We start from the raw sequence: 23864 nt of genomic DNA, 5'->3' as shown, positions 1-23864 counted from the left end.
CGAAGCGCGTAGATGGGAACGTTTTCCTCGTTGCAGATGCTTGAGGCGTGCCTTTACCCTACGCATGAGGGCAGCAGAGCGGCCGACCAACAGGGGAAAGAGCTACCCCCGGGGGCGGCGAGCATCCCAGCACGCGCACTCAGCCCCCGGCGAAGGCCGGCTCACCTCCGCTCACGCCGAGGGCGCAGGGCCTGCGGTCCGCCAATACAAACGAAGGGCGGCTCACCCCACGCGTCACCCGACAACTTCCGCTGAGCCCGATCCACGTGTCATGATCATCGAATCGCGGGTCTGGAGCGATTCACAGCCCCTCGCCGACACTGACACCCGGTACGACACCACATCGGACGGGCCCAACAGCACCGTCTTAACGGCTACGTCGGCGGAGCTGAACCTCGCCCACATCTGGGCCGCGGCATCGGCCCCCGACGTTATGGCCCGCTCGCGCCGCATCCAGAAGGTTGTCGACTCCGGCCAGCCCGTACGACCCATCGCAGCCCGACCACCGTCTACGCCCTTCGAACACCAAGGAATCTCATGCACCCCTCAACATCGCAGCCGCACAACAGGCTCGCTGCCAACCTCCCTCGTCCTGCGAAGCCCGACTACAGCAACGTCTTCATCGAGCCGGTCTACGGGAACAGCTTCCTCGAAGCCGACCTGGAGGACGATCTCGACGTGCCTGCCACCTCCCGCGTCGAATACTGACGATTTTGGGCGCGGAGCCGCGCGGGGAGCATGCACGTCGCAGGACCGATAGGCACGGTGCCCCCGGCTCGCCTCCGCCTGCGCGAAAAGTACTCGCCGTCCGAGGATCTGTCAGGGTGAGCCTGACGGAGACATCTGCGGGCACCGATCCGTCCGGGCTGCCCTGACGCGCATGATGACGGACACCCCGGCCCCGGACGGCACCGCACCGCACCGACTGCACCACACCCGACGTCGATGTTCCTCAACCCCTGGTACGCCCCCCGCGCATCCGAGGCGCCCCGGCAGGCCGGGCTGCTGATGGCGGGGCTAACTCTGCGGGACGTCCTTCACGAACACCACGCCGTCGCTGTCCGCCAGGTGGGCCGGGTCAAGCGGGGCGTAGCCGAACCAGGGGGATACGCGGGGCGCGGGCCGTGTGTCGCCGAGGGTGGTGGCCAGCCGCGGGGCGTCGATGACGCAGCGGTCCTCCGGGAGCGCGTACAGGAGTCCTTCGACGGTGTCGGCCGCCGGCGTGTCCACTCCCTGGTGCCGGATCGTGCCGAGGGCCGTGGCCACGAAGGCGTACTCCTCGCCGAGCTGGGCGCTCACGAGTGCACCGGCGCTCCACCACTCCACTGGCCCCTCCCACGTTTGCATCGTGCTCTTCTCCCGCTGGAGATGGGAGTTGTGGGCGTGGACGAGTGACGGGCCCCGAGCGGCGACGGCAAGGAGGTTGTGGGCCATCATCAGATCCCGCAGTGCGCACAGCCGCGTCATGCGGGCCGGTGAGGTGTCGGCCATCCAGTGGTGGTAGCGCAGCAGGCCGGTCGCGGTGCGCCCGTACAGGCGCACGCGGTCCCAGTCGTCCGGCGAGGTCGTCACGAGCAGGTGCGGCGTCTGCTGGTCGAGCAGTGCCACCAGATCGTCGGCGAGCAGCCGCAGTTGGCCGGCCTCGGCCGACTGCCCCACGGACTGGGACGGGTCCATCATCGCTGCGGGATTGGTCCACCGGTCGTCGGCGCCGAGCAGGCGGTCGAGTGTGTCCGCGGTGCAGGGGAGCAGGTCCGCGTCCACCCGGGCCGCGAGGTAGGCGTGGAGTGCGGTGAGGGCCTGCCGGGGGCTCGCGGCGTGGGTGATCTCCAGCGGGCCGTCGAACCCGGCGAAGCGGAGCCGCTCGGACGCGGGCCGGCCGTCGTTGTAGGCGCGCATCCAGCGCACGAGCTCGCGGTTGGCTGCGGAGGTGCCCCAGCCGTGGCTGATTCCCTGCTCCATGACTTCGTCGAGGGTGCCCGTGCCCGAGGTGACGTAGTCGTCGACGATCAGGCCCATGATGCAGTCGCTCTCGATCGCGATCGTCCGGTAGCCCTCCTGCTCGACAAGCTGCCGGAAGAGCTCGTTGCGCAGGTCGAGCAGAGCGTCCTCGCCGTGGGTGGGCTCGCCCAGGGCGAGCAGCCGGGGCCGGGCCGGGAGCAGCCTCATGACGGCGGCGGCCTCGACGGCATGGGCGGTGTCCTTGATGTCAGTAGCCATGCCTTCAACGCTATCGTTGAACCTTCGGTTGAAACTTTCCCGCGATATTGTCAGCTCCATGGGGAGAAACCTTCAAAGCGGTGATCGGCTCAGGCCGGTTGATCTGGCGCGCGGGCACGGTCTGTCCACGCAGGCGATCAGAAACTACGAGGAGGCCGGCATCCTTCCGGCCGCCGGTCGCACACCCCACGGCTACCGCACCTATACCTCGCTGCACGCGGGGGCCCTGCGCGCGTTTCTTGCCCTGGTGCCCGGCCACGGCCACCAGGCGGCGACGTCGATCATGCGGGCCGTGAACCGAGGTGCGGTCGATGAGGCGTTCCGCCTGATCGACGAGAGCCACGCCCAGCTCCTCGACGACCGGCGGACCCTCCAGGCCGTGGAGAGCGCCATCCGCGACCTGGAGCCCACCGCGGCGCCCGAGCCCGGTGTGGGGTCCGAGCCGGCCGCGGTGTCCGGGCTCGGCGGCACGTTCATCGGGCCGCTGGCGGGCAAGCTCGGAATCCGGCCCGCGACGCTGCGCAAATGGGAGCGCGCCGAGCTGGTGCGCCCGCGCCGCGACCCGCGGACCGGGTACCGCGTCTACGACGAGGCCGACGTACGGGACGCCCGGCTGGCCCACCAGCTCAGGCGGGGCGGCTATCTGCTGGAGCAGATCGCCCCGCTGATCGCCCAGGTGCGGGCGGCCGGCGGTCTTGAGCCGCTGGAGGCCGCACTGTGCGACTGGCACGGTCGGCTGTCCGCCCGCGGGCGGGCGATGCTGAACGGGGCCGCAGAACTGGAGGCGTACCTCCGCGAGCGCGGATGAGACGTCGGTCGCCGGCCGAAGAGACTTCATCGCCTCAGCCGGCTCTTTACGATCAGTTATCGGTACCGTCCGGCCCTTGGCCTCGTCCCCTGACGGGGAGTGCGAGTGGGCCCCTGCCCGACTCGGGGCAGGGGCGAGGGCTCGTCTTGGCTCTCGAGACCTGTTACGTATGCCCGGCGAGTTGGAGCATCTCGACCCTTCCGTTGCCTCCTCCGTCGTCCAGGACCAGGAATGTGGCGCGTGAGCTCTGGCTCAGGCGGATCTGGAACTGATCGCCCAGCAACCTCTTGTAGTTCGTGTCCCCGGCCCGCGCGGCTGCCTGGGCGGGGTGAAGTCCCTCGCTCTGGATTGCGTTTTGGAATACATCGAACGTCTCTTGCTCGGAATTGGTGAGCTGGCCGACGACTTCCAACCGGCTCTTGTCGAACGTCCAGGGCATGGCGCGCGCCTATTCCGTCGTCACGGTGATGTCCTCAAGGGTCAGGTTTTTGACGGCTAATTCGACGCCACCGAAGGCGCGTTCGAACTCATTTCGTCCCAACCTGAGCGCGTTGACCTCGGTCGCGGACCCGCCGGCCGTCATCTCGAAGTTTCCATCGGCCTTGCAGTCGACGATCACCTTGGTCTGCCTGCCGAAGCCCCAGGTGGGAATGTGTCCCTGCACTTCCTGCGGGGCGAGGCGGAAAGGACCAGCCATGGGTAAGGCCTCCCGTGATTCTCGGGTTTCCTTCTTCTCGCCCAACTAGCTATCGGTCCTTGCTGTTTCCCGTCAAGATCGCGAGGGGTTGGACAGTGCGGATTCGGACGCCCTTAAGCTCCCGAATAAGTCTGCTACGAAGAATCATGGGATGTGTTCGTCGGTTGTCCGGAAAGTGTCCACAGATTTGCCAGGTCCCGTTGTTTCGGGTCCAGGGGCCGCGGAATGACGAGGCGGCGGCGCCGCGGAGGCCGTTGCGGGGCCGATGAACGCGTCCGATTTCATGTGGGGATCGGTGGCGGCGCAGAGGGTGGGGAGGGCGCCGGATCCGGTGGGCTGGGCGAAGAGGCGGTTGCCGAGTTGCAGGAAGCGTTCGGCGCCGATGCGGTGTTCCATACGGGCAGCGGCGGTCTGGAGACTGGTGGCGGCCTAGCCGGGTGCGCGGCGGCGGCCGCTACGGAGGAGCTGGCGCGGGCCAGGCGGGCCGCGAGTGCGTAGGCGAAGAGGAGGTTGGCCGGTTTTGTCCGCCGCACGGGCGAGCCGGCGGCGGTACGCGCGGTGCTCATAGTTGGGTCGTCGAGGTCGTCGAGGTCGTCGAGGTCGTCGAGGTCGTCGAGGTCGTCGAGGTCGACGTTCGCGAGGGCGTGGGCGCCGCTGGAGACGGTGATGACGCGGGAGTCGGGCGTAGTCGGCAGGGCCGGCAGGGCCGGCAGAAGCAGGCCGGTCGGAGTGAAGTGGCCCAGGCGATTGGTGCCGAACTGCGTTTCGAAGCCGTCGGCCTGCGGGCAGCGGAACTGCGCTCCCAGGCCGCCCAGCTCGCCGAAGCCTCGGCCGCGACGGGGCGGCTCATTGTCCAGAAGGTCACCGGCGTCACACCGGACGAGCTGGCCGGCTGGCCTCCGAGACCTTTACCCGCCTGACTGTCGGCCCGTCGATTGTTGTCCTGGTGCTGGAGCGCGCCGGTAAGGCCCTGCTCGCCACGGCCGTCTCGCCCGATCTGCTCGGCCACGGCATCCAGTCCGCGCAGGTCATGCCTCAGCAACCGATAGCGTCACGCGACGTCGGCCTGCCCGGCCGAACCCAGCTGGGCGGGCCCGCTCGGCCGCCTTCGGAGTGCTGATTGAGGGGCGGGCAGGAAGCCGATGAACCGCTCCGGTCGTGCGGCGAGTGCGGCATCCAATTCCCGCCACGCGTCGCGATACCCCTCGGCCGTGCCGGCCCGCCCCCCCCGACGGCCTCGGTCGTTCGTGGAAGGGGCCGGCAGCACACCGCATGGAGGCATCACAGGCCGCGATCTGGGCCGGGGTCACTCCGAGGGTTCACACAGGCGCACTGCGAGGGCGGCGATGTCGTCGTCCAGGCGTCCCCTGCTGTAGCGGAGGAGGTCGCGGTGAAGAGCCGTGAGCAACTCGTGGGGCGGCGTCAGGGGTTGTTGGCGCATCCAGGCGGCCAGCGGGAAGAACCCGCCGTCGCGGGCGCGGGCCTCGGCGACCCCGTCGGTGTAGAGAAGCAGCAGGTCGCCGGGGGCGAAGCCGAAGGTGTCGATGGTGTAGTGATCGCCGATCAGCTCCGCGAGGTTGAGCAGCGGCGAGGGGGTGGTGGGCTCGAGGGCACGGAGTTCCCCGCGGTTCAGGAGCAGCGGCGGGGGGTGTCCGCAGTTGAGGATCTCGATACGTCTGCCCCCGTGCGGGATCTCGACAAGTAGGGCGGTGGCGAAGCGCTCCATCGTCCCCTCGGGGGGAAAGGCGGCGTTGTAACGGGTGCTGCTGGCGTCCAGCCGGCGCGCGATGCTGACCATGTCGGCCTCGTCGTAGGCCGCCTCCCGGAAGGAGTTGACGATCGCCGCGGCCGCCCCTACTGCCGGCAGGCCCTTGCCCCGCACATCACCGATGAGCAACCTGACCCCGTATCGCGTGTCGACCACCTCGTAGAAGTCCCCGCCGATACGGGCCTCCGCCGCGGCCGCGAGGTACAGCGACTCGATCTCGACGCTCCCGAAGCGGCGCGGCATCGGACTCAGCACCACCTGCTGCGCCGCGTCGGCGACGAGCCGCACATGAAAGAGGGTCCGCTCCCGCTGGAGGCGGACATGACTTCCGTACGCGGCCGCCACGGTGACCGCGATGATCCCCGCAGCCGTCCACCACGTCCCCAGACCGGGGAACACGATGCTGAGGCCGATCATCAGAAAGAGGCAGACCGTCCCCAGCAGCACGGTGGGGAGCACCGGCCACATGGCGGCGGCGAGGGCCGGCGCCGCGGGCAGGAGGCGGCTGAAGGCCATTTCCGGGGGAGTGGCATATGCCAGGCCGGCGATGACGACGGTCAGGATGACCGGCGACAGCCGCACAAGGCTCCCCCGGCCGTGGCGACGACGGAGCCGCGGCCGTCCAGACTCGATCACACTTCACAGAATATCTACGCAAAGGGAACATAGCGCTCTGGCGGATCAGAGTCGGCCGCCCGTCCCGGACCGGCTCGCCGGCTTTGGTGGTGTCGCACCTGTTGCGTGCGGCTCCGGCAAGGTCGGCGGAAACCTGCGACGCCCCCAGCGAGCGCAAGCGTGTCGAGGGTAAGCGCCATACCCGGGCCGTCCTCGCGCTCGCCCGCTGCCGTGTCAACGCCCGCTGGGCCCTGTTGCGCGACGGCCGGTGCTACGAGCTCACGCCTCCCACCGCTCTCGCAGCTCGACAGGCGCCATTGGGAATCGATGGCGCAAACCCAATGATCGTCAAGGTCCGGTGGCGACGATCAAGGTCCGGTGGCAATGATCAAGGTCCGGTGGTGCAGGGCGCTCGGCTTGGGTCTTGCGGATGGCGGCCGAAAGAGTGCCTGTAATCGAATGTGTGAGCGAATGGCCTTCTGGGCTGCCGAGCCTGCAGGCGATAGCGACGTACCTGCGGCTGGGACTGGAGCTGGACCGCGTGCGCCAAATGGCCGAGGTCGAGCAAGGGGAGGTATCTCGCCGCACTGCGGCGGCCGACCTCCAGGAGTTCAAGGGCGATGAGTCTCGCCGTGGTCGTCAGTCTGTATCCCCAACACGCGATCAACCGCATTCGAGGAGAGCATCATGACCGCTACCTACACGTTCGACGTCTTTTCCAGCCTCGACGGGTTCGGCGCCGCCAGTGACCACTGGACCGGCTACTGGGGCAAGCAAGGCCCCGAGCTCCTCGACCACCGCCTCGCCCTGTACCGCGAGGAGCAGCGGATGGTCTTCGGGGCCAACACCTATCGGGCGTTCGCGCGGATGCTGGCCTCCAGTACCGAGGAGTCCGAGGTGCGTGACCCATGGGTGACACGCATGAGGAGCCTGCCGGCGACGGTGGTGTCGACCACACTGGAAGGGTCCCTGGACTGGCCGGATGCGAACGTCGTGAGCGGCGACGCCGTCGACGTCGTCGCTCGGCTCAAAGAGGAGTCCGAGGTGCCGTTGCGCTCGCACGGCAGCCTGTCGATGAACCGGGCGTTGATGGCCGCCGGTCTGGTCGACCGCGTCCAGGTGACGCTCTTCCCTGTGATCACAGGTCAGACCGGGCTGGACCCGATCTTCCAGGGTGCGGCCGACTTCGACCTTGAGCTGATCGAGCGCCGGACGCTCGACGGCCACATCCAAGAGCTCATCTACCGGCCCACCCTGCATGTCTGAGTCCATCCATGCACCCCACACCCGGTCAAGCAGCCGAACTTGACCGGAAGTTCCCGCTGACCGACGTGCCGACCGGTCTCATGGCCGCCATGGTCACGCGGCTTGGGGCTGATCGCCTCCTGATCGTCGGGTCGTTCGACCAGCTGGCCGTTCTCGAACCTCGCGCCAGCGCGGACCAGGGCGACCAGGTGATGGTGCGTTGACCGCGTGCCAGCGGGCTTGTGCTGACTCAATGAGCTTGAAGGCCATGGCGATGCCTGCGGTGCGGGAGCCGGGTCCGTTGGTGACCTGCCGTTGAGCACGTTGACGATCTTGTGGAACCGGCACCGCTGCTCGCGGGTCTCGGGGAACGCCTCGCGCAGTGCGGCCCCACATTCCAGGGCGCCGTCGCTGACCGCGAGCACCCGGGCGCGCATCCTTCGGCACTTGCCTGAACGGAGCAGGCCGGCCTACGACTTGGTGGATTCACGGTGCCCGTCGTCACCTGTCCCAGATTTTCCGGTACGCAGCGCGGTAGCCGGGTGGGTTCCATGTCGTGGCTCCGCGGCTGTTGGCGGCGGTGGAGATGTGTACGGGGGCGACGTAGCCGCTGGCGGGTCTGCGGGAGAAGGCGCGGTTGAATTCGTCGAGGATTTGCCAGCCCTGTTGGGAGAAGGGCTCGGGGATGGTGGCTGCCTGGAACTGTTTGTTGTTGATGCGTTGGAAGGCGGAGGGGTCGCCGTCGCCCGCGCCGATGTTGTAGGGGGTGCCGCCGCCCTTCTTGCGTGCCGCGCGCAGGGCGGGGGCGGCGTCGGCGAAGTAGACGTCGTTGATGGCTACGGAGTGGGTCCAGGTGTCCGGGAAGCGGGAGAGGAGCGAGGAGACTTCCTGGGGGGTGCGGCTGCTGGTGTCCGAGATCGGGATGTTCTCCTCCGCCAGCAGCTTCACACCGGCGCAGGTGGCGAGTTGTTTCTTGATCAGTTCGGACTTGTTTCTGGCGAACGGGATCGAGGCATCGGTGAAGACGACGACTCCCGCGTGACCGTGGGAGTGCGTGATGATCCAGTCCGCGCTGATCTTCGCGACATCCTGGACCCTGGTGGTGATGTTGCTGAAGAGTGCGGGGTCCTTGCTCGGGCCGGGGGAGTCGACCGCGTGCCAGCCGATGAGCGGGATGTGTTCGGCGTTGGCCTTGGCGACCTGCTGTGACGTCAGGTGGGGGTCGAAACCGCCGATGACCAGGCCCGAGGGGCGGAGGGCGATGGCCTGGCTGAAGGCCGCCTGGATTCCGGCGGGGGTGCCCTGACCGTCGATCACCCGGACGTGCCAGCCGATGGTTTGCGCGGCTTCCTGCACGCCCTTGGCGGCGCCTGCGACGCCGGGATTGGTCATGGTCTGCGCGACATAGACGATTCGTTTGCCGGAGACCGCCTTGGGGCCGGTGGTGGGGCCGTCCCAAGTGGTGTGGGGCTTTTCGGCCCGTTCCACGGCCGCCTGAGCCGTGACCAGGACGGCGGGGCAGCCGGTCTTGGCCGGCCCTGGCGAGGAGGGCCCGGCGCCGGTCGATGTGCCGCGCTCGCAGCCGGCGAGGACGGTGGCCGCCACCGCGGCCAGGACGACTGCGCTGCCGAGGGCGGTCTTGCGGTGCGGATGCACGGGCGCTCCTTGCGGAGGGACGACACGGTGGTGACGGCCGAAGGTCACGAGCTGACGTGGTGCACGTCATGGCGGGGCCGGGGAGGTGCCGTCCGTCGTTGGCGCAGCTGGCGCCGGGCGGCATAGCCGGCCATGCCGACGGCGATGAGCAGGGTGGCGCCGTTGAACAGCGGGGTGACCCAGAACTGGGCGCCGAGCTGGCCGATACCGGCGAGGCCGATGGCGAGGATGATGACGGCGACCAGGGTGCCCAGGGCGTTGGGGCGGCCGGGCTTGATCGCGGTGGACCCGAGCAGCGCACCGACGAATGCGGGCAGCAGATAGTCCAGTCCGACGCTGGGGTTGCCGATCCGCTGCTGCGCGGCGAGCAGGACACCGGCGATACCGACGATCAGCCCCGAACCGGCAAAGGCGTAGATGACGTAGCGCCGGGTGGGGATGCCGACCAGCTCGGCGGCGCGGGGGTTGGAGCCGATGACGTACAGATACCGGCCGAGCGGCAGCCGCTCCAGGAGCAGCCACAGTACGGCGGTCAGGGCGAGGACGTAGAAGGCGGATACCGGCAGGCCGAGGAACCTGGAGTCGTAGAGATCGGTGAAGGCCGCGGGCAGGCCGGCAGGGCCGGGAACGATCCGGGCCCCGTTGGTGATCCAGCCGGTGAGGGCGTACAGAATGCTGCCGGTGCCGAGCGTGGCGATAAAGGAGTCGATCTTCGCGAATTCGACGACGACCCCGTTGAAGATGCCGACGACGGCCCCGCCGAGGACCACCACGAGGCAGGCGAGGGGCCAGGGCCACGTTTCGTTGGCGATGAGCTGCATCGTCATGACGTGCGCGAGGCCGAGGCCGTAGCCGATGGACAGGTCGAACTTGGCGGTGACGATGGGAATCATGGCGCCGAGCGCGAGGAGGGCGGGGATCGACTGGTTGGACAGGATCTCGGAGATGTTGTCCAGGGTGGGAAAGGTGTCCGGCAGGGCGAGGGAGAAGGCCAGGAAGAGCAGGGCGGCGAGGCCCAGGAGGCCATAGGCCCCGAGCCGGTGCCCGAACCGGCGGCCCAGCGGGGGGCGGGGGGCGGGGGTCATCGTCTCCTCGTTCCGGTGAGCGCAGGCATCGCCGAGGAGGCACGGGCGAGTTCGGCGACCGTGAGGGCCTCGCCGCTCAGCTCCGCCGTCACCGCCCCGCGGACGAATACCAGGGCCCGATGGCACACGTGGGCGACCTCCTCGAAGTCGGTGGAGATGAGCAGGACGGCGAGGCCTTCGGCCAGCGCATCCCGGAGCAGGCGGTAGAGCGCCGTTTTGGCGCCGACATCCACCCCGGCGGTCGGCTCTTCGAGGATCAGCAGGCGTCGGCTCGTCGTGAGCCACCGGCCGACCATGACCTTCTGCTGGTTCCCCCCGGACAAGGTGGCGATCGGCGCCTCGGTGTCCCGCGGGGACACCGAGAACCGCTCGATCAGGGCAGCGGTCTCGGCGCGCTCGCGCCGGAGTCCGCGCGGGCGCCAGGACGGCACGCCGCCCGCCCGGGGGTTGGCCAAGAAGTTCTCCCGTACCGTCAGTTCGGCGGCACAGCCCTCTTCCTGACGGTTGCTGGTCACGAAGCCGACGCCGGAGCCGACGGCGGCCGTGACCGTGTGCGGTGCGTACGGCCGGCCGTCGAGCAGGGCCCGTCCTTCGGGGACCGGCCGGGAGCCGGCGAGGGCGCGGCCCAGTTCCATGTGCCCGGCGCCGGTCAGGCCCACCATGCCGAGGATCTCACCGGCGCGCAGCTCCAGGCTGACCGGTGCGGTGTTCTCGGTCCGTACGTGGTCGAGGCTCAGTGCGGCCGGACCCGTGGCGGGGGCGAACCGGTAGCCGCCCGGTTCGTGGCCCACGATGTCGCGCACCAGCCGGGCCGGACGGTAACCGGCGAGCGGTCCCTGGCTGATGAGGTGCCCGTCCCGCAGGACGGCGAAGACATCGGCGACCTTGTACACCTCGTCGATCCGGTGGGTGACATAGACGATGGCGCGCCCCTGGTCGCGCAGGGTGTGCAGGACGTCGAACAGCCGGGCGCAGTCCGCTGCCGGGAGGCTGGCGGTCGGCTCGTCAAGGACGATGAGTGCGGCCTGAGTGGACAGTGCGCGGGCGATGGCCACCAGGGAGCGTTCGGCTCGCGGGAGGTCGGCGAGGAGGGTGCCCGGGTCGAGATGCGCGGCCACGATGTCCAGGGCGGCGGCACACTGACTGCGGATCATCCGCCACGACAGCAGTCCCGCGCGGCGGGGATAGCCGGCGCCCAGGGCGATGTTCTCGGCGACCGTCATCCATTCGACCAGTCCCAGGTCCTGGTGGATGAAGGACATGGCGCGGGCGGCCGCTTCGGTGCCGAGCGGGTGCCCGGCAACGCTCACCTCGCCCTCGTCCGCGTGGTGGACGCCGGCGAGCACCTTGATGAGGGTGGACTTTCCGGCACCGTTGGGGCCGAGCAGGGCGAGGATACGGCCGGGGTGGATGTCGAGGTCGACCGCGTCCAGCGCGAGGGTGCCGCCGAACCGCTTGCTGAGGCCGTGTACGCGGACGAGAGGCTGAGCGGCACGGCGCGGGGGAGGGCTGCTGTCAGGAGCGTCATGCACAGACTTCTCCGGGGGTCGGCCTCTTGGTCCTGCTGGGTTCTTCCCGGCTGACGGGACACGGGTGCAGGGGCGCTTCATGGTGGTGCGGACGGCGCGTTCGGCGGGTGGTGCGGTGCACCACCCGTACCGGTTACCACAATTCCGTCATGTTACGGCCCGCTTTGGCCGTGATGCCGGATGGGCTGTCAGATGGCGGGGATGTCGTCGAAAAACGCTTCGGCGGCGTCCGACTTTCCCGTCGGCGCCTCCAGCGCGCACTCGGCCCAGATGACCTTGCCGTCGGCGGTGTAGCGGGTGCCCCAGGCCTGGGTGAGCTGTGCGACGAGGAACAGACCGCGGCCGCCCTCGTCGGTGGTGGCCGCATGGCGCAGATGCGGGGCCGTGCTGCTGGCGTCGGAGACCTCGCAGATCAGCGTGCGGTCGTGGAGCAGACGTACCTGGATGGGGGCGGTGCCGTAGCGGATGGCATTGGTGACCAGCTCGCTGAGCAGCAGTTCGGTGGCGAAGACGACCTCGTGCAGCCCCCATTCGCCCAGTTGGCGGGTCACGGCGGCGCGGATGCCGGAGACGCGGGCCGGGTCGGCGGGCAGCTCCCAGGTGGCGATCCGGTGGGAGTCCAGGGCGTGGGTGCGGGCGACGAGCAGTGCGATGTCGTCGGCGGGGTGCTGGGGCACCACGGCCCGGACAACTGCCTCACAGGTGTCCTCGGGCGGGCGGGGCGGGTGTGCCAGGGCCCGGCGCAACTGGTCGAGGGCCGTATCGAAATCGCGGTGGCGGCCACCGATGAGTCCGTCGGTGTAGAGGACGAGCTGGCTGCCTTCGGGGAGCGGGAATTCGGCGGTTTCGAAGGGGAGACCGCCCAGGCCCAGTGGTGGGCCGGCCGGGAGGTCGGGGAAGGTGACGGTGCCGTCGGGGCGGACCAGCGCGGGCGGCGGGTGGCCGGACCGGGCCATCACACACTGCTGCGTGGTGGGGTCGTAGATGGCGTACAGGCAGGTGGCGCCGATGATGCCGGTGCTGTCGGCGGAGGGGTCCTCGGTGCCCTCGTCGCGGTCGAGGCGCGCCACGAGATTGTCGAGATGGGTGAGGACTTCGTCCGGGCCGAGGTCGAGTTCGGCGAAGTTGCGCGCGGCGGTGCGCAGCCGGCCCATCGTGGCGGCGGCATGCAGTCCATGGCCGACGACATCCCCGACGACGAGGGCGACACGGGTGCCGGAGAGGGGAATGACGTCGAACCAGTCGCCGCCGACCCCGGACTCGGCGGGCATATAGCGGTACGCGACCTCGACGGCGTTCAGCTCGGGGAAGCGCTGCGGCAGCAGGCTGTGCTGCAGGGCAAGGACCATGGTGTGCTCGCGGGTGAAACGGCGGGCGTTGTCGATGCAGATGGCGGCGCGGGTGGCGAGTTCCTGGGCCAGCGAACGGTCGTCGTCCCCGAAGGGGGCGGGGTCCCGCGAGCGGTAGAAACTCGCGGTGCCCAGGGCGATGCCGCGGGCCAGGAGGGGGACGGCGATGAGCGAATGGATGTCGTGTGCGAGGAGGCGCTCGGCGTGCGCGGGGTCCTGGGCGATCCAGCCGGCGGCCGCCCCCAGGTCGGGTTCGAGTACGGGCTGCCGGTCGGCCAGACAACGGAGCTGGGGCGTGGTGGGGCGCAGGTCGACCCGCTCACCGGCAGGGTAGAAGGGGCAGTCATCGCGAATCCCGTGGACCACCGTGCGGTAGAGACCGGTGCTGGGGTCGGTCGGCTCCTCGCCGCGCAGCACCGCCTCGGGAAGGTCGATGGTGACGTAGTCGGCCAGGCGCGGGACGGCCATCTCGGCGAGTTCCCGGGCGGTACGGCCCACATCCAAAGTGGTGCCGATGCGGGTGCTGGCCTCGGACAGCAGCTCCAGGCGGCGCCGGGCCGCCACGGCGTACGTGCCCACTCCCGGTTCACCGATCAGCACCAGCCCACTGGTTGCACTGTCGGCGGGACTTTCGGCGGTGCCGAGCGTGCCGGGCGGGCGGAGCGATGTGGCCGGCCGGCCCGGTTCGGTGCCCGGAAGGGGACCGGGCCGCGGGACGGCGGGGGTGAGTACCTGCTGGACCGGCGAGCCGGGCGCGGTGCCGGTTTCGGTGAGGACGGCGAGGTGCTGCTGCGGTGAGGGGAGGACCGCCTCGATGACGATGCCCTCCACCCCGGAGGGGCTGGTCACCGGGCGGCTCAGCAGGGTGATCCGCCGACCGCCGGGCAGGGGCACCTCGACGGCGGCTCGCTGCGCCGAGGAGATCAGCTCGGTGGCCTTCTCCTTGAGGATCAACTCGTCGCGCCAGTCCAGTCCGCTCTCGGCCAGCCCGCCCTGCTGACCGTTGCCCGTCGTCTCGCCGGTCGGCGCACGGCTCCTGGCGTCGAGGTAGGCCTGCAGCAAGGCGCGCTCTCGTGTCGAACTCTGGTCCAGCAGCCGTCGTTCGATGGCGCCGGCCGCCCTGCTGATCACGTGGTTCAGCGCCACATCCGCATCGTCGGGCGGATAGCCGAGACAGAGGACGCCTTCGATGCGTCCACTGAGCGGGTCCCGGACGGGAATTGCCGCGCACGCGTTGGACTGCGAGCGTTCGGCGAAATGCTCGGCGCCGTAAACGTTGATCAGCTGCCGTTCCGCGAGGGCCAGCCCGATTCCGTTGGTCCCCGCGAACTCCTCGGCGAACACAAAACCCGGGACGCTCTGGATCGGGGCCAGATGTCTGACGAGAGACGCTTCGCCGAAACGGCGCTGCAGCACGACGCCGTCCCCATCGGCGAGGGACACATTCATGGTTCTGCCCGCGAACCTGGACTGCAGCCGGTCCAGTACGGGTGTGGCGGCGCGGACGAGCCGGCCGTCCAGGTCGAGATCCTGACGGTAAGGAAGCTCGCAGCCTTCCGGTGAGAGACCCAGGGACCGGGAACGCTGCCACGAATTCAGGATCGGGCTTCGCACGGTTCCCTCGACCGCCCCACCGCGAAGAAACTGCTCACGGGCGAGCGCGGGGCCGATGTCATCTCCCACGAGCCCCATCCCAATCACTTCCCACATCGGTACGTGCTGCTATGGCCACCCGTATATCGGAGCAGCCGTACCGTCCGTCTCATTGTAGAGCTTTGCACATATATCGGTACTGATCGCCGACGGGGAAGAGGCGCCTGAGAGCTCCGGTCGTCACACACGGTCACGGCCGGGAACGGTGCGGACCGCTCCCGGTCGCCGCACCGCGACGCGGCCCGGCCGTCACAGGACCGCGACCGGGTTGACGGGCGAGCCCGTGCCGCCCGGGATGTTGAGCGGGGCCACCACGAGGAGGAACTCATAACGGCCGGTCTCCGCGGCCGCGGCGGAGAGCGCTTCGAGGTCGAGGTTGTCCAGCAGCGGCACTCCCATCGCGGCGAGCGCCAGCGCATGGACCGGGGAGTGCAGGCCGTCGACCGGCGAGGGCCGTACATCGCTGTCGCCGTCGCCGCCGAGCAGGGCGATACCCCGCTCGGCCAGCAGGGGCACGGCATCCACGTGGAAGCCCGCGCTCGCCTCGTCGGGGTCCCAGGCGCCCAGCTCCCGGCGGCGGCGGACGCTTCCGGACCGCAGCAGCACCGCGTCGCCCTCGTCGATCGTCACATCGAGGGCCCGCTCCGCGGACACGATGTCCTCGCCGTGCACAGCCCGTCCGGGTTCCAGCCAGGCGCACCCGGCAACGGTGGGCAGGTCGAGCAGCACGCCCTTGGTCACGAGTGGGCCCAGCGCCGATACGGCACCGAAGCGGGCCCCGCCGGCGTCGACGCACTCGCGCGCGGTGCGGCCGTCGTAGAGCCGGCCGCGGTAGGCGACGTGGGACAGGGCGTCCAGATGACTGACGGCCTTGCCGTGGTAGTCGGCGGCGATGAAGTCCTTGTGCGTGGAGGGTTCCGGGGGCTCGATGTCGCCGAGGTCGGACATGTAGTGCAAGGCGGGCCTGCTGTTGTCCGGTCCGGGGGTCGTGTTCCAGGGGCGCGCCAGCGGGACGACCGTTCCGGACCGGACCAGGGCGGTGGCCCGCCGTACGAGGTCCGGGGTCACCCGGTTCCAGGCGCCCCGGTCGGCGGGGGTCCAGCGGCCCCACGTACGCACCGTCTCGAAGAGTGCGTCGAACTCCTCGCGGGAGACGGCGGGCCCGTTGCCCGTACCGGCCGGCGGGGGAGCCGGTGTCTCGCCGGGGTTGCCGGTCATCTGCTCAGCGCTCCATGGGTGGACGGGGCCCCCGCTTCCGGCGGCGTCGCCGTGTCCGGTCGGCTGAGTATTGCTCAGCGTCGCCCCGTACGTGACGACGCCACTCAACCCGGCCGGCAATCTCCCCCCGGGTAGTAGCTGACGGTGCGGCGCGTCCCCTGCGAGGGTCCTCCCGGGACGTGGCGCCTCAGTCCGCCGCGTCCGTGAGCCGTCGCAGCAGCGGTTCCACCTCGGCAAGTTGGCGGATCTCGTCGGGCCGCAGCGAAGCGAGGCGGGTGGCCAGTACCTCGGCCTCGCTGCGTGCGACGTCGGTCAGCGCGGCGCTGCCGCGCTCGGTGAGCAGGACACGGCTGGCCCGCTTGTCGGCCGGGTCGCACTCGCGGCGGACCAGGCCCGCCTCCTCCAGCCCCATGACGGCCGCGGTGGCGGTCGGCTGGGAGCAGGGCACCCACTGGGCGATCTCGCCCACCCGGGCCGGGCCCTGCCGCGTCAGCAGCGCCAGGACGGCGATATGCGTCAGATGGATGCTGCCCGTGGTGGCGGCCCTGCGCAGACTCCGGGTGAGCCGGTGCAGGGAGATCACCAGTTGCAGCGCCTCGTCATCACCGATTGTCATCGCTCAGCCCATCGCGCCGCCCGTTTCAGATCAAGTGAGCGTAATCGTCGGGGAGTACATGTCCAGCCACAAGGCCAGATCCAGGGTCCGTTCGAGGCCGTGCCGGGACGCCTGGGTGATCTGGGGCGCATCGTGGTTCGCCGCACGCTCCAGCCAGTTGCGGTCGACGAGTTCGAATACGGGGTGCGAGCGGCGCGACAACAGGTCCTTGGCGTGATGCTGGAGCGCGACCGCGTACTGCGGGTCCTGCGTCGACGGGTAGGGGCTCTTCACCCGGTCGTACACCGACTGCGGCAGCACATCCGCCGTGGCCTCGCGCAACAGGCTCTTCTCCCGTCCGTCGAAGGACTTCAGCGACCACGGTGTGTTGTAGACGTACTCGACCAGCCGGTGGTCGCAGAACGGCACCCGCACCTCCAGTCCGACCGCCATGCTCGCCCGGTCCTTGCGGTCGAGCAGGATCCGTACGAAGCGCGTCAGGTGCAGATAGCAGATCTTGCGCATCCGGAACTCGAAGTCGCTCTCCCCGTCGAGACGCTCGACGTCCTTGACGGCGGCGCGGTAACCGTCCTGGATGTAGGAGTCCAGGTCGAGGGCGTCGGTGACACCGGCGTTGAGGATGTTGCCGTCGTCGCCGAAGTGCTCCCTGAAACGCACGAGCCAGGGGAAGGTGTCGGCCCGGCGGGCCTCCTCGTCGAAGAACTGCTGGTAACCACCGAAGACCTCGTCGGCCGACTCGCCGGACAGGGCGACCGTCGAGTGCCGGCGGATCGCCTTGAACAGCAGATAGAGCGAGGCGTCCATGTCGCCCAGGCCCATCGGGATGTCCCGCGCGCGGATGACCTTCGCGCGGACATCGAGGTCGGCCAGCTCGGCCGAGTCCAGCACGATGTCCTGGTGGTCGGTGCCGGAGGAGCGGGCCACGTCGTGGACATAGGGCGTGTCGGGAGTGGCGCGCAGCTCGTCGGCCACGAAGTGCTCGGTCCGGCCGACGAAATCGACGGCGAAGCTCCGTACCGTCTCGTCCACCTCGCCCAGCTGACGGGCCGCCAGCGCGGTCATCGCCGAGGAGTCCAGGCCGCCCGACAGCAGGGTGCAGCGCGGCACATCGGCGACGAGCTGGCGGCGGACGATGTCGTCGAGCAGCGTACGGACCTGTGCGATCGAGGTGTCCTGGTCATCGTGGTGCGCACGGGTCTGCAGCGACCAGTAGACGTGCCGGCGCAGCCCGTTGCGGTCCACGGTGACCACCGTGCCGGGCTCCACCTCGTGCATGCCCTCCCAGATGGCGTGGCCGGGCGTCTTGACGAAGGCGAAGAGCTCGCGGAGGCCGTCGAGCCGGACGTTCCGCTCGGCGAGCGGATGGGCGAGGATCGCCTTCGGCTCGGAGCCGAACAGCACGCCGTCCGGGGTGGGGTAGTAGTAGAACGGCTTGATGCCCATCCGGTCGCGGATCATGACGAGCCGCTGGCGCTGCCCGTCCCAGACCGCGAACGCGAACATCCCGTTGAGCCGTTCGGCGACCGCCTCGCCCCATTCGAGGTAGCCGCGCAGCACGACCTCGGTGTCGGAGTCGGTCGTGAAACGGTGGCCCCTGGAGGCGAGTTCCTTGCGCAGTTCGCCGAAGTTGTAGGTCTCACCGGAGTACACGATGGCGACCGGGGTCCCGTCCGCCCGCTCGGCGGTCATCGGCTGACGTCCACCGGGCAGGTCGATGATCGCCAGGCGGCGGTGCCCGAGAGCGGCGGGACCCTGCACCCACGTGCCACGGTCGTCGGGCCCGCGGCAGGACATGGTCTCGGTCATCGCGTCCACGGTCTCCTGCTCGGAGCGCAGATCACGGTCGAAGGAAATCCAGCCGGTGATGCCACACATGCCATGTCCTCCTGATCCGACCCAGGAGCCGCCGGACATCGCGGGCGGGCACACCGATGCCCGGTTGCCCGACCGCCCCGCACTGAGTCAGTTGTATCGAGCACCTATGTAACGAGCGTGTTCCTCGGACGCCGCTCCGTCAACCTGGCCGTAACACGCCGGGACTGCACGGTGCCCGTGGTCCGCCGCTCGGAGAACCCCTTACCGAGGGCGCCTGAGCTGCCGCCTTGCCGTGCTCCACGGCCGGGCCGGCCGACCGGCAAAGAGCTGCGCCATACGGGAGCGAGGGAAAGGTTTTACCTGCGTGCCGAGGCCCTGGGCGCAGGGGCCGGGGGCTGCGCTAGCGGTGCGCGGGCGCGGAGGAGTGCCCGCCCCGCTCCCCGCGACGGGGCGGCCGGGAACCCGCCCAACGGGTTCGTGAGGGGCCTGATTCCGGTGTCGGGGCCCGGCAGCGGGCGGCACGGATTGCATACGAGCGCGAGCGGACCGCTCATCGGCGGGGGAGCGTCGCCGACGGCGCTATGAGCCGGAGGTGAAGGGCTGGGTGCGGGCGATGAGCAGGGCGACGTCGTCCGGGTCGTCGGGACGCCGGAGTTCGCGAAGGAGCCGGTCGCAGGTCTCCTCCAGGGCGCGGTCGGGCCCGTCGAGCAGGCGGCGCAGGGTTTCGAGGCGTTCGTCGATGGGGTGGTTGCGGGTTTCGACCAACCCGTCGGTGTACAGGACCAGTTGGTCGCCGGGTTCGAGTCGGAAGGAGCTGGTCTCGAAGGGGACACCGCCCACTCCGAGCGGGGTGCCGGTGGGCAGGTCGAGGAGTTCGGGGTGCTTGCCGCTGCGGACCAGGACGGGCGGCAGGTGGCCGGCGGTGGCGATATGGCATTCGGCGCGATGTGGATCGTAGGTGGCGTAGACGCAGGTGGCGATGTAGTGCTCCAGCCCCGAAGTGATCTTGTCGAGGTGCTGGAGGACCTGGGCCGGGTCGAGATCGAGGTCGGCGAAGGCGCTGGTGGCGGTGCGCAGGCGGCCCATGGTGGCGGCGGCGTCGATGCCGCTGCCCATGACGTCGCCCACGACGAGTGCGGTCTTGTCCCCTTCGAGCGGGAGGACGTCGTACCAGTCGCCGCCGATCTCATACGTGGCCTGCGCGGGCCGGTACCGGGAGGCGATCTGCAGACCGGGCAGGTGGGGCGGGTGGTCGGGGAGCAGGCTGCGCTGCAGGGTCTCGGCGGCGTTGCGCACGCTCTGGTGCGAGCGGGCGTTGTCGATGCACACGGCGGCGCGGGAGGCCAGCTCGACGGCGAGCGCGAGATCGTCCTCGTCGAAGGGCACCGGGTTGCGGGCCCGGGTGAGCCCCAGACAGCCGAGGATCTGGCCGCGGGCGATGAGCGGGGCGAGCAAGTAGGAGTGCACGCCGGCGCGGGCCAGCAGCGTGGCGGCGTGGTCGTCGCGGGCGATGCGCGCCAGGTCCGCTTCGTCAGCGTGGGAGACCAGGATCGGGCGGCCGGTGCGCACGCACTGGGTGGCCAGCCGGTCGGCATCGTAGGAGGCGGTCCCGCCGGGAGGGTCGGCCGCCCGGAGGGCTTCGGTGGGGTAGGCGCCCTTCACCGCGAGGGCGCGGAAGAGCGCGGGGCCTTCGCCGCGGGCCGGGCGGTGCTCGCCCAGGATGGAGTCGAGCACATCGACCGTGCCCATGTCGGCGAGTTCGGGAACGGTGACCTCGGCCAGCTCTCGCGCGGTCTGTCCCACCTCCAGGGTGGTGCCGATCCGGGCGGAGCCGTCCGCGATCAGGGCCAGGCGCCGCCGGGCCTCGCTGGCCTCCATGGCCGACTGGTACCGGTCGGTGACATCCACCACCAGGTCGGCCACCCCGAGAATCCGCCCTTGGGGGTCCTCCAGCCGGTACAGCGAGATGGACCAGGCGCGCTGGTGCTCCGGGTCGGAGGGGCTGCGCCCGACGACGGTGGCCTGGTCGACCATGGGGACCCCCGTTTCGAGGACCTCCCGCATCGCGGCCTCGGGCACCTCGAACTTCGCGGCGGTCATGATCTCGCGATAGCGTCGGCCGAGGTGATTCTTCGCGGGGATGCCGTGCATCCGCTCCAGGGCGGGGTTGACGGCGACATAACGCAGCTCGGTGTCGAGAATCGCCAACCCGATGGGCGACTGGGAGATCAGCCGGGTGGACAGGGCGACATCCCGCTCCACCTCGCGAAGCGTCGGTGAGTCGGTGGCGAGTCCGAGGGCGTAGAAATCGCCGTGGTCGTCCAGCAGCCGCATATTGCGCAGCTCCACCAGCCGTGCGGTGCCGTCCTTGTGCCGGACGGGGAATGTGCCGCTCCAGCTCCGGCCGGTCTCCATGACCTCGGCGAACTTCTTGATCACCAGGTCCCGGTGCTCTTCGTGGATGAGCAGTGGCGCCGCGTACTGCCCGAGCGCTTCCTCGGCGGAGTAGCCGTACAGATCCTCGGCCTGCGGGCTCCACAGGACGATCCGTCCGTCGGCGTCCACCAGCACCGCGGCGACGGCGAGGAGGTCCATCAGCCCGCTCGGCTGCGACGACTTACCCGCCGGTGCACCGGCGCCGGCCGGACGCACCTCGTCTGCGCTCACCCCGGCACTCCTTCCGTCCGCCGGACCACGTGGGGTGTGCCCGCACCCCGTTCCGCGGCCCGGCCTGCCCAGGTGTCTCTCTCTGGCCTGTCCCTGGCAGGTGCGTGCTGTGCCTTCCATCGTCCCCCCGGATCGTCCGCCCGCATACTTCTCGCCCGGCGCTCGTGCCGATCCCCCCACGCCCGCGCACACTGCCGGGCTGCACAGGGATACGCCGGGACACCCCGGCTCGGCGGGCATACGCGCTCCGCGTGGCCGGCGCCGGGTACCGGCCCCGGGAAATCAGCGAGGAATGCAGACGGCGCGTGAGCTGCCCGGACGGTAGGCGTCGGGGCATTACCACGACTTGCCGAGCCGGATTCCGAGGATCAAAGTTGGAGGGAAACTCTGACGAGATCGGAGCGCATCGTGGTCGTTCTCGGAATCATTCTTCTCGTTGTCGGATTCCTGACCGGCATTTCCATCCTGTGGACCATCGGACTCATTCTCGCCGTCATCGGCGCGATTCTGTGGCTCCTCGGCTCGATGGGGCACGCGGTCGCCGGTCGAAAGCACTACTGGTAGCGCCACGTGCCCGCCACGTGGCCATGATCACCGGCTCCCCGGCGACCCCGGTCGCCGGGGTCCGTCAGTCCACGGGGGCAGCAGCGGGGACCCGCCGGTGTGCGATGACGCCCAGCGCGATGTCCACGACCAGGAACGCGACGAGCGAAATGCCGAGCAGCGGCACCGCCCAGCCCACCGCCCCGACGACGAGCGCCAGCGGAATCAGCGCGGGCAGCGGAATCTGCCGCCACGCCCCACGCTGAACCGGCCGTCCGAACGACAGCGCGCGGTCACGGGTGGGACGGCGCTGCCACCACATCCGGTAGCCCCAGATGATCAGCGAGATCAGCGCAAGGGCGAGCGCGGCCAGCGCGATCTGGTTGACGACCCCGAACAGGGTGCCGGTGTGCAGGTCGATGCCGTAGCGGGTGAGCTTGGCCAGAACGGGATGGTCGGCGAAGCGCGAGACGTCGGTGACCTTTCCCGTGCCGGGATCCACCGCGACCGCGTCCTGCTTCTCGGGCCAGCTGCGCTGGACCTGCTTGACGACATAGGCGGTGCCCTTGTCCGTCGGCAGATCGATCTCGACGGGGTGGGACAGACCCTTCGCGCGGGCCGCCGCGAACACCTTGTCGATGCCCACGTCCGCGGACGCGGATCCGCTCGACGCGCCGCCCTTCTTCCCATCCATCCCCGGCATGTCGGGCATCCCCGCCATCCCGCCGGAGCCGCCGTGGTGGGCATGGTCCTCGCTCACGGCCGTGGAGACGGTCGGCGTCGCCTGCCCCAGGGACTGGCGGAGCGCGTCGATGTTCCCCCCGGCGTATGTGGACCAGGTCAGACCGGTCGCGGACAGGAAGAACAGGCCGACGGCCGCCCACACCCCCACCGCGCCGTGCCAGGACAGCGTCCGGCGCCGTCCGGTGGCGGTGCGGTCCGGCAGCGTGAGAGCCCGCAGCTTGCGGTTCGTCCGCTTACGACCGATCCACAGCGCGAGCCCGCCGCCGGCGACCACCCACAGCCAGCTGGCGGCCAGTTCGCTGTAGAGCCGGCCGTTCTCGCCCAGGTGCAGGTTGCGATGGAGATCGTCGAGCCAGGTGCGCAGCGGCAGCGCACCCGTGGCGCCGTACGTCGGCAGCGCTCCCCGGATGCTGCCGGTGTGCGGATCGACGAAGACGGCGAGCTGGTGCTCGGCGGACACCCCCGGCACATCGGCGAGCAGGACGCGCGTGGTGTCGCCCGGCTGCGGTGCCGGGCGTACGGCGGCGATCTTGCCCTCCGGGTGTGCCTTGCGGGCGGCGGCCACCTGCCGGGACAGCGGCATCGTGTGCTCACGGGCCGGGACTCTCAACTCGTGCGCATAGACCACCTTCTCCGCCTGGAACGCCCCGGCGTACAACAGCCCGGTGACCGCGGTGACCAGAAGAAAAGGCGCGACGAGCACACCGGCATAGAAGTGCAGTCGCAACACCAGCGGCCGAAGGGCGGACCATCCGGTCCGTCGTACGGCCGCCCGTTCGGCACCGGAGCCCACGGCGTCCGGGGCATCGTCGGCAGCGCTCGACGCGAGACGTTGTTCAGTGGTCACGCGGATACTCCCAGCTCGAAGGTGATGTGGCCCAGTCCTCTGCCGTGCCGCTTCAGGGAGTCGGACGACTGGACGGGTGAGTTCCGGCGACGTGGTGTGAGGTGGCCCATAGGGCGGGCGGTCGAGGCGAATCCCGCACCCGCCATCCACCCGGGCCGGGCACACGGGAGGGTGCACTGCCCGGCACGACAACAGGACCGGACCGGCGCGCTGTACAGTCCCCGGCCGCGCTCTTCGCGGCCTGGTGCGTGACGACGGCGGCTCCGCGGCCCACGCTGAAGTCCGGGCTACCCCTGCCGTGGTGGGCACCGACGGCCGCACGGGCCGTCACCGGTTCCCCGGTCGTCGTTGCCCAGCTCGGACTGCATTCGCTGTTCGGCCTGGCCCAGGTGTCCACGCCACCAGTGCAATTGACGCCTCGTCCGAAAGCAATGAGCAGCGCGATTCTTGTGCCATCCGTACGAAACGGTTCCTGCGCCCGCGTCACGGTCGTCGGCGATCCGGCCGCCAGGCCGTGTCGTCGCAGTCGCGGGCCCGCGCTGATCCGCAAGGCACGGCCCAGGCCGGACCGGCTCCGGCCCGGAGGTCAGCCATCCGCCGCCGCTGATACCGAGGAGGCGACAAGCGGGGGAGGGGCGGTGTCAGTCGCTCCCGCCGACCCGACCGCTCTCTTCGGCGTAAGGGTTCCGTCACCCGAAGACGGCCGGAACACGGCGCCGTCGCAAAAAACTATAACGCACTGCAAATTTATAGTAGAGTTCAGCTTTGCCCGCTCGGGGCTTTCCGCGA

Annotated in this window: 18 protein-coding genes and 2 pseudogenes; 6 read left to right on the top strand and 14 right to left on the bottom strand. The window is 69.9% G+C overall.

All coding sequences use genetic code 11. From position 1 onward, the window contains the following. Positions 1-537: 537 nt before the first annotated feature. Positions 538-708, top strand: coding sequence for a hypothetical protein (locus ACGFWI_RS12320; protein WP_393905888.1), 171 nt, complete (start codon positions 538-540; stop codon positions 706-708). Between the two features lie 309 nt (positions 709-1017). Here ACGFWI_RS12320 and ACGFWI_RS12315 read toward each other — a convergent pair whose 3' ends face one another. Beyond that, complete coding sequence (locus ACGFWI_RS12315) at positions 1018-2220, bottom strand: erythromycin esterase family protein (protein ID WP_393905887.1); 1203 nt, start codon at positions 2218-2220, stop codon at positions 1018-1020. Positions 2221-2278: 58 nt separating this feature from the next. On the opposite strand from ACGFWI_RS12315, the gene ACGFWI_RS12310 reads away from it, so the two are divergent. After that, positions 2279-3028, top strand: coding sequence for a TioE family transcriptional regulator (locus ACGFWI_RS12310; RefSeq protein ID WP_393905886.1), 750 nt, complete (start codon positions 2279-2281; stop codon positions 3026-3028). A gap of 163 nt (positions 3029-3191) precedes the next feature. Here ACGFWI_RS12310 and ACGFWI_RS12305 read toward each other — a convergent pair whose 3' ends face one another. Continuing rightward, complete coding sequence (locus tag ACGFWI_RS12305) at positions 3192-3467, bottom strand: hypothetical protein (protein WP_393905885.1); 276 nt, start codon at positions 3465-3467, stop codon at positions 3192-3194. A 9-nt stretch (positions 3468-3476) separates the two neighbouring features. Then, positions 3477-3770, bottom strand: a complete 294-nt coding sequence (locus ACGFWI_RS12300) for a hypothetical protein (RefSeq protein ID WP_393905884.1) — start codon at positions 3768-3770, stop codon at positions 3477-3479. Between the two features lie 392 nt (positions 3771-4162). Here ACGFWI_RS12300 and ACGFWI_RS12295 point away from each other — a divergent pair, with 392 nt between their 5' ends. Continuing rightward, positions 4163-4645, top strand: coding sequence for a hypothetical protein (locus tag ACGFWI_RS12295; RefSeq protein WP_393905883.1), 483 nt, complete (start codon positions 4163-4165; stop codon positions 4643-4645). Positions 4646-5031: 386 nt separating this feature from the next. On the opposite strand, the gene ACGFWI_RS12290 is transcribed toward ACGFWI_RS12295, so the two are convergent. Next, positions 5032-6129: a PP2C family protein-serine/threonine phosphatase gene (locus ACGFWI_RS12290; RefSeq protein WP_393905882.1), complete on the bottom strand. Its 1098-nt coding sequence runs from the start codon at positions 6127-6129 to the stop codon at positions 5032-5034. 64 nt (positions 6130-6193) lie between these two features. On the opposite strand from ACGFWI_RS12290, the pseudogene ACGFWI_RS12285 reads away from it, so the two are divergent. Further along, positions 6194-6413: pseudogene (locus tag ACGFWI_RS12285) on the top strand (IS110 family transposase); the annotation flags it as partial. Between the two features lie 382 nt (positions 6414-6795). After that, positions 6796-7374, top strand: coding sequence for a dihydrofolate reductase family protein (locus ACGFWI_RS12280; protein ID WP_393905881.1), 579 nt, complete (start codon positions 6796-6798; stop codon positions 7372-7374). A 104-nt stretch (positions 7375-7478) separates the two neighbouring features. On the opposite strand, the pseudogene ACGFWI_RS12275 reads toward ACGFWI_RS12280, so the two are convergent. The 9 genes and pseudogenes from ACGFWI_RS12275 to ACGFWI_RS12235 all read right to left on the bottom strand — a co-directional run. Beyond that, positions 7479-7853 (bottom strand): annotated as a pseudogene (locus ACGFWI_RS12275) (transposase); the annotation flags it as partial. A 1-nt stretch (position 7854) separates the two neighbouring features. Next, complete coding sequence (locus ACGFWI_RS12270) at positions 7855-9009, bottom strand: substrate-binding domain-containing protein (protein ID WP_393905880.1); 1155 nt, start codon at positions 9007-9009, stop codon at positions 7855-7857. A gap of 44 nt (positions 9010-9053) precedes the next feature. Next, a complete protein-coding gene (locus ACGFWI_RS12265; protein WP_393905879.1) occupies positions 9054-10094 on the bottom strand; it encodes an ABC transporter permease in 1041 nt (346 codons plus the stop codon). After that, positions 10091-11626 (bottom strand): sugar ABC transporter ATP-binding protein, encoded by a 1536-nt coding sequence (locus tag ACGFWI_RS12260; RefSeq protein WP_393905878.1) that lies wholly within the window; start codon positions 11624-11626, stop codon positions 10091-10093. The genes ACGFWI_RS12265 and ACGFWI_RS12260 overlap by 4 nt, the downstream gene beginning before the upstream one ends. A gap of 185 nt (positions 11627-11811) precedes the next feature. After that, on the bottom strand, positions 11812-14664 hold the full coding sequence (locus tag ACGFWI_RS12255) for a SpoIIE family protein phosphatase (RefSeq protein ID WP_393905877.1): 2853 nt from the start codon (positions 14662-14664) through the stop codon (positions 11812-11814). Between the two features lie 210 nt (positions 14665-14874). Next, positions 14875-15843 (bottom strand): cyclase family protein, encoded by a 969-nt coding sequence (locus tag ACGFWI_RS12250; RefSeq protein ID WP_393905876.1) that lies wholly within the window; start codon positions 15841-15843, stop codon positions 14875-14877. Between the two features lie 187 nt (positions 15844-16030). After that, the gene (locus ACGFWI_RS12245) at positions 16031-16459 is read right to left on the bottom strand and encodes a MarR family winged helix-turn-helix transcriptional regulator (RefSeq protein ID WP_393905875.1); all 429 of its coding nucleotides are present in this window, start codon (positions 16457-16459) and stop codon (positions 16031-16033) included. A gap of 30 nt (positions 16460-16489) precedes the next feature. Continuing rightward, positions 16490-18334, bottom strand: coding sequence for an asparagine synthase (glutamine-hydrolyzing) (gene asnB, locus ACGFWI_RS12240; RefSeq protein ID WP_393905874.1), 1845 nt, complete (start codon positions 18332-18334; stop codon positions 16490-16492). Positions 18335-18853: 519 nt separating this feature from the next. Next, complete coding sequence (locus tag ACGFWI_RS12235) at positions 18854-20941, bottom strand: SpoIIE family protein phosphatase (RefSeq protein WP_393905873.1); 2088 nt, start codon at positions 20939-20941, stop codon at positions 18854-18856. A 408-nt stretch (positions 20942-21349) separates the two neighbouring features. Between ACGFWI_RS12235 and ACGFWI_RS12230 the strand changes: the two genes are divergently transcribed. Beyond that, the gene (locus ACGFWI_RS12230; protein ID WP_393905872.1) at positions 21350-21505 is read left to right on the top strand and encodes a DUF6131 family protein; all 156 of its coding nucleotides are present in this window, start codon (positions 21350-21352) and stop codon (positions 21503-21505) included. Positions 21506-21569: 64 nt separating this feature from the next. Here ACGFWI_RS12230 and ACGFWI_RS12225 read toward each other — a convergent pair whose 3' ends face one another. Then, entirely contained in the window at positions 21570-23075 is a 1506-nt protein-coding gene (locus tag ACGFWI_RS12225; protein ID WP_393905871.1) for a PepSY-associated TM helix domain-containing protein, read from the bottom strand. Positions 23076-23864 lie beyond the last annotated feature (789 nt).

The organism is Streptomyces sp. NPDC048434 (assembly GCF_043200375.1).
GTDB lineage: Bacteria > Actinomycetota > Actinomycetes > Streptomycetales > Streptomycetaceae > Streptomyces.
Note: the sequence above shows the minus strand (reverse complement) of the source record. Positions and strands in the feature narration are given on the sequence as shown.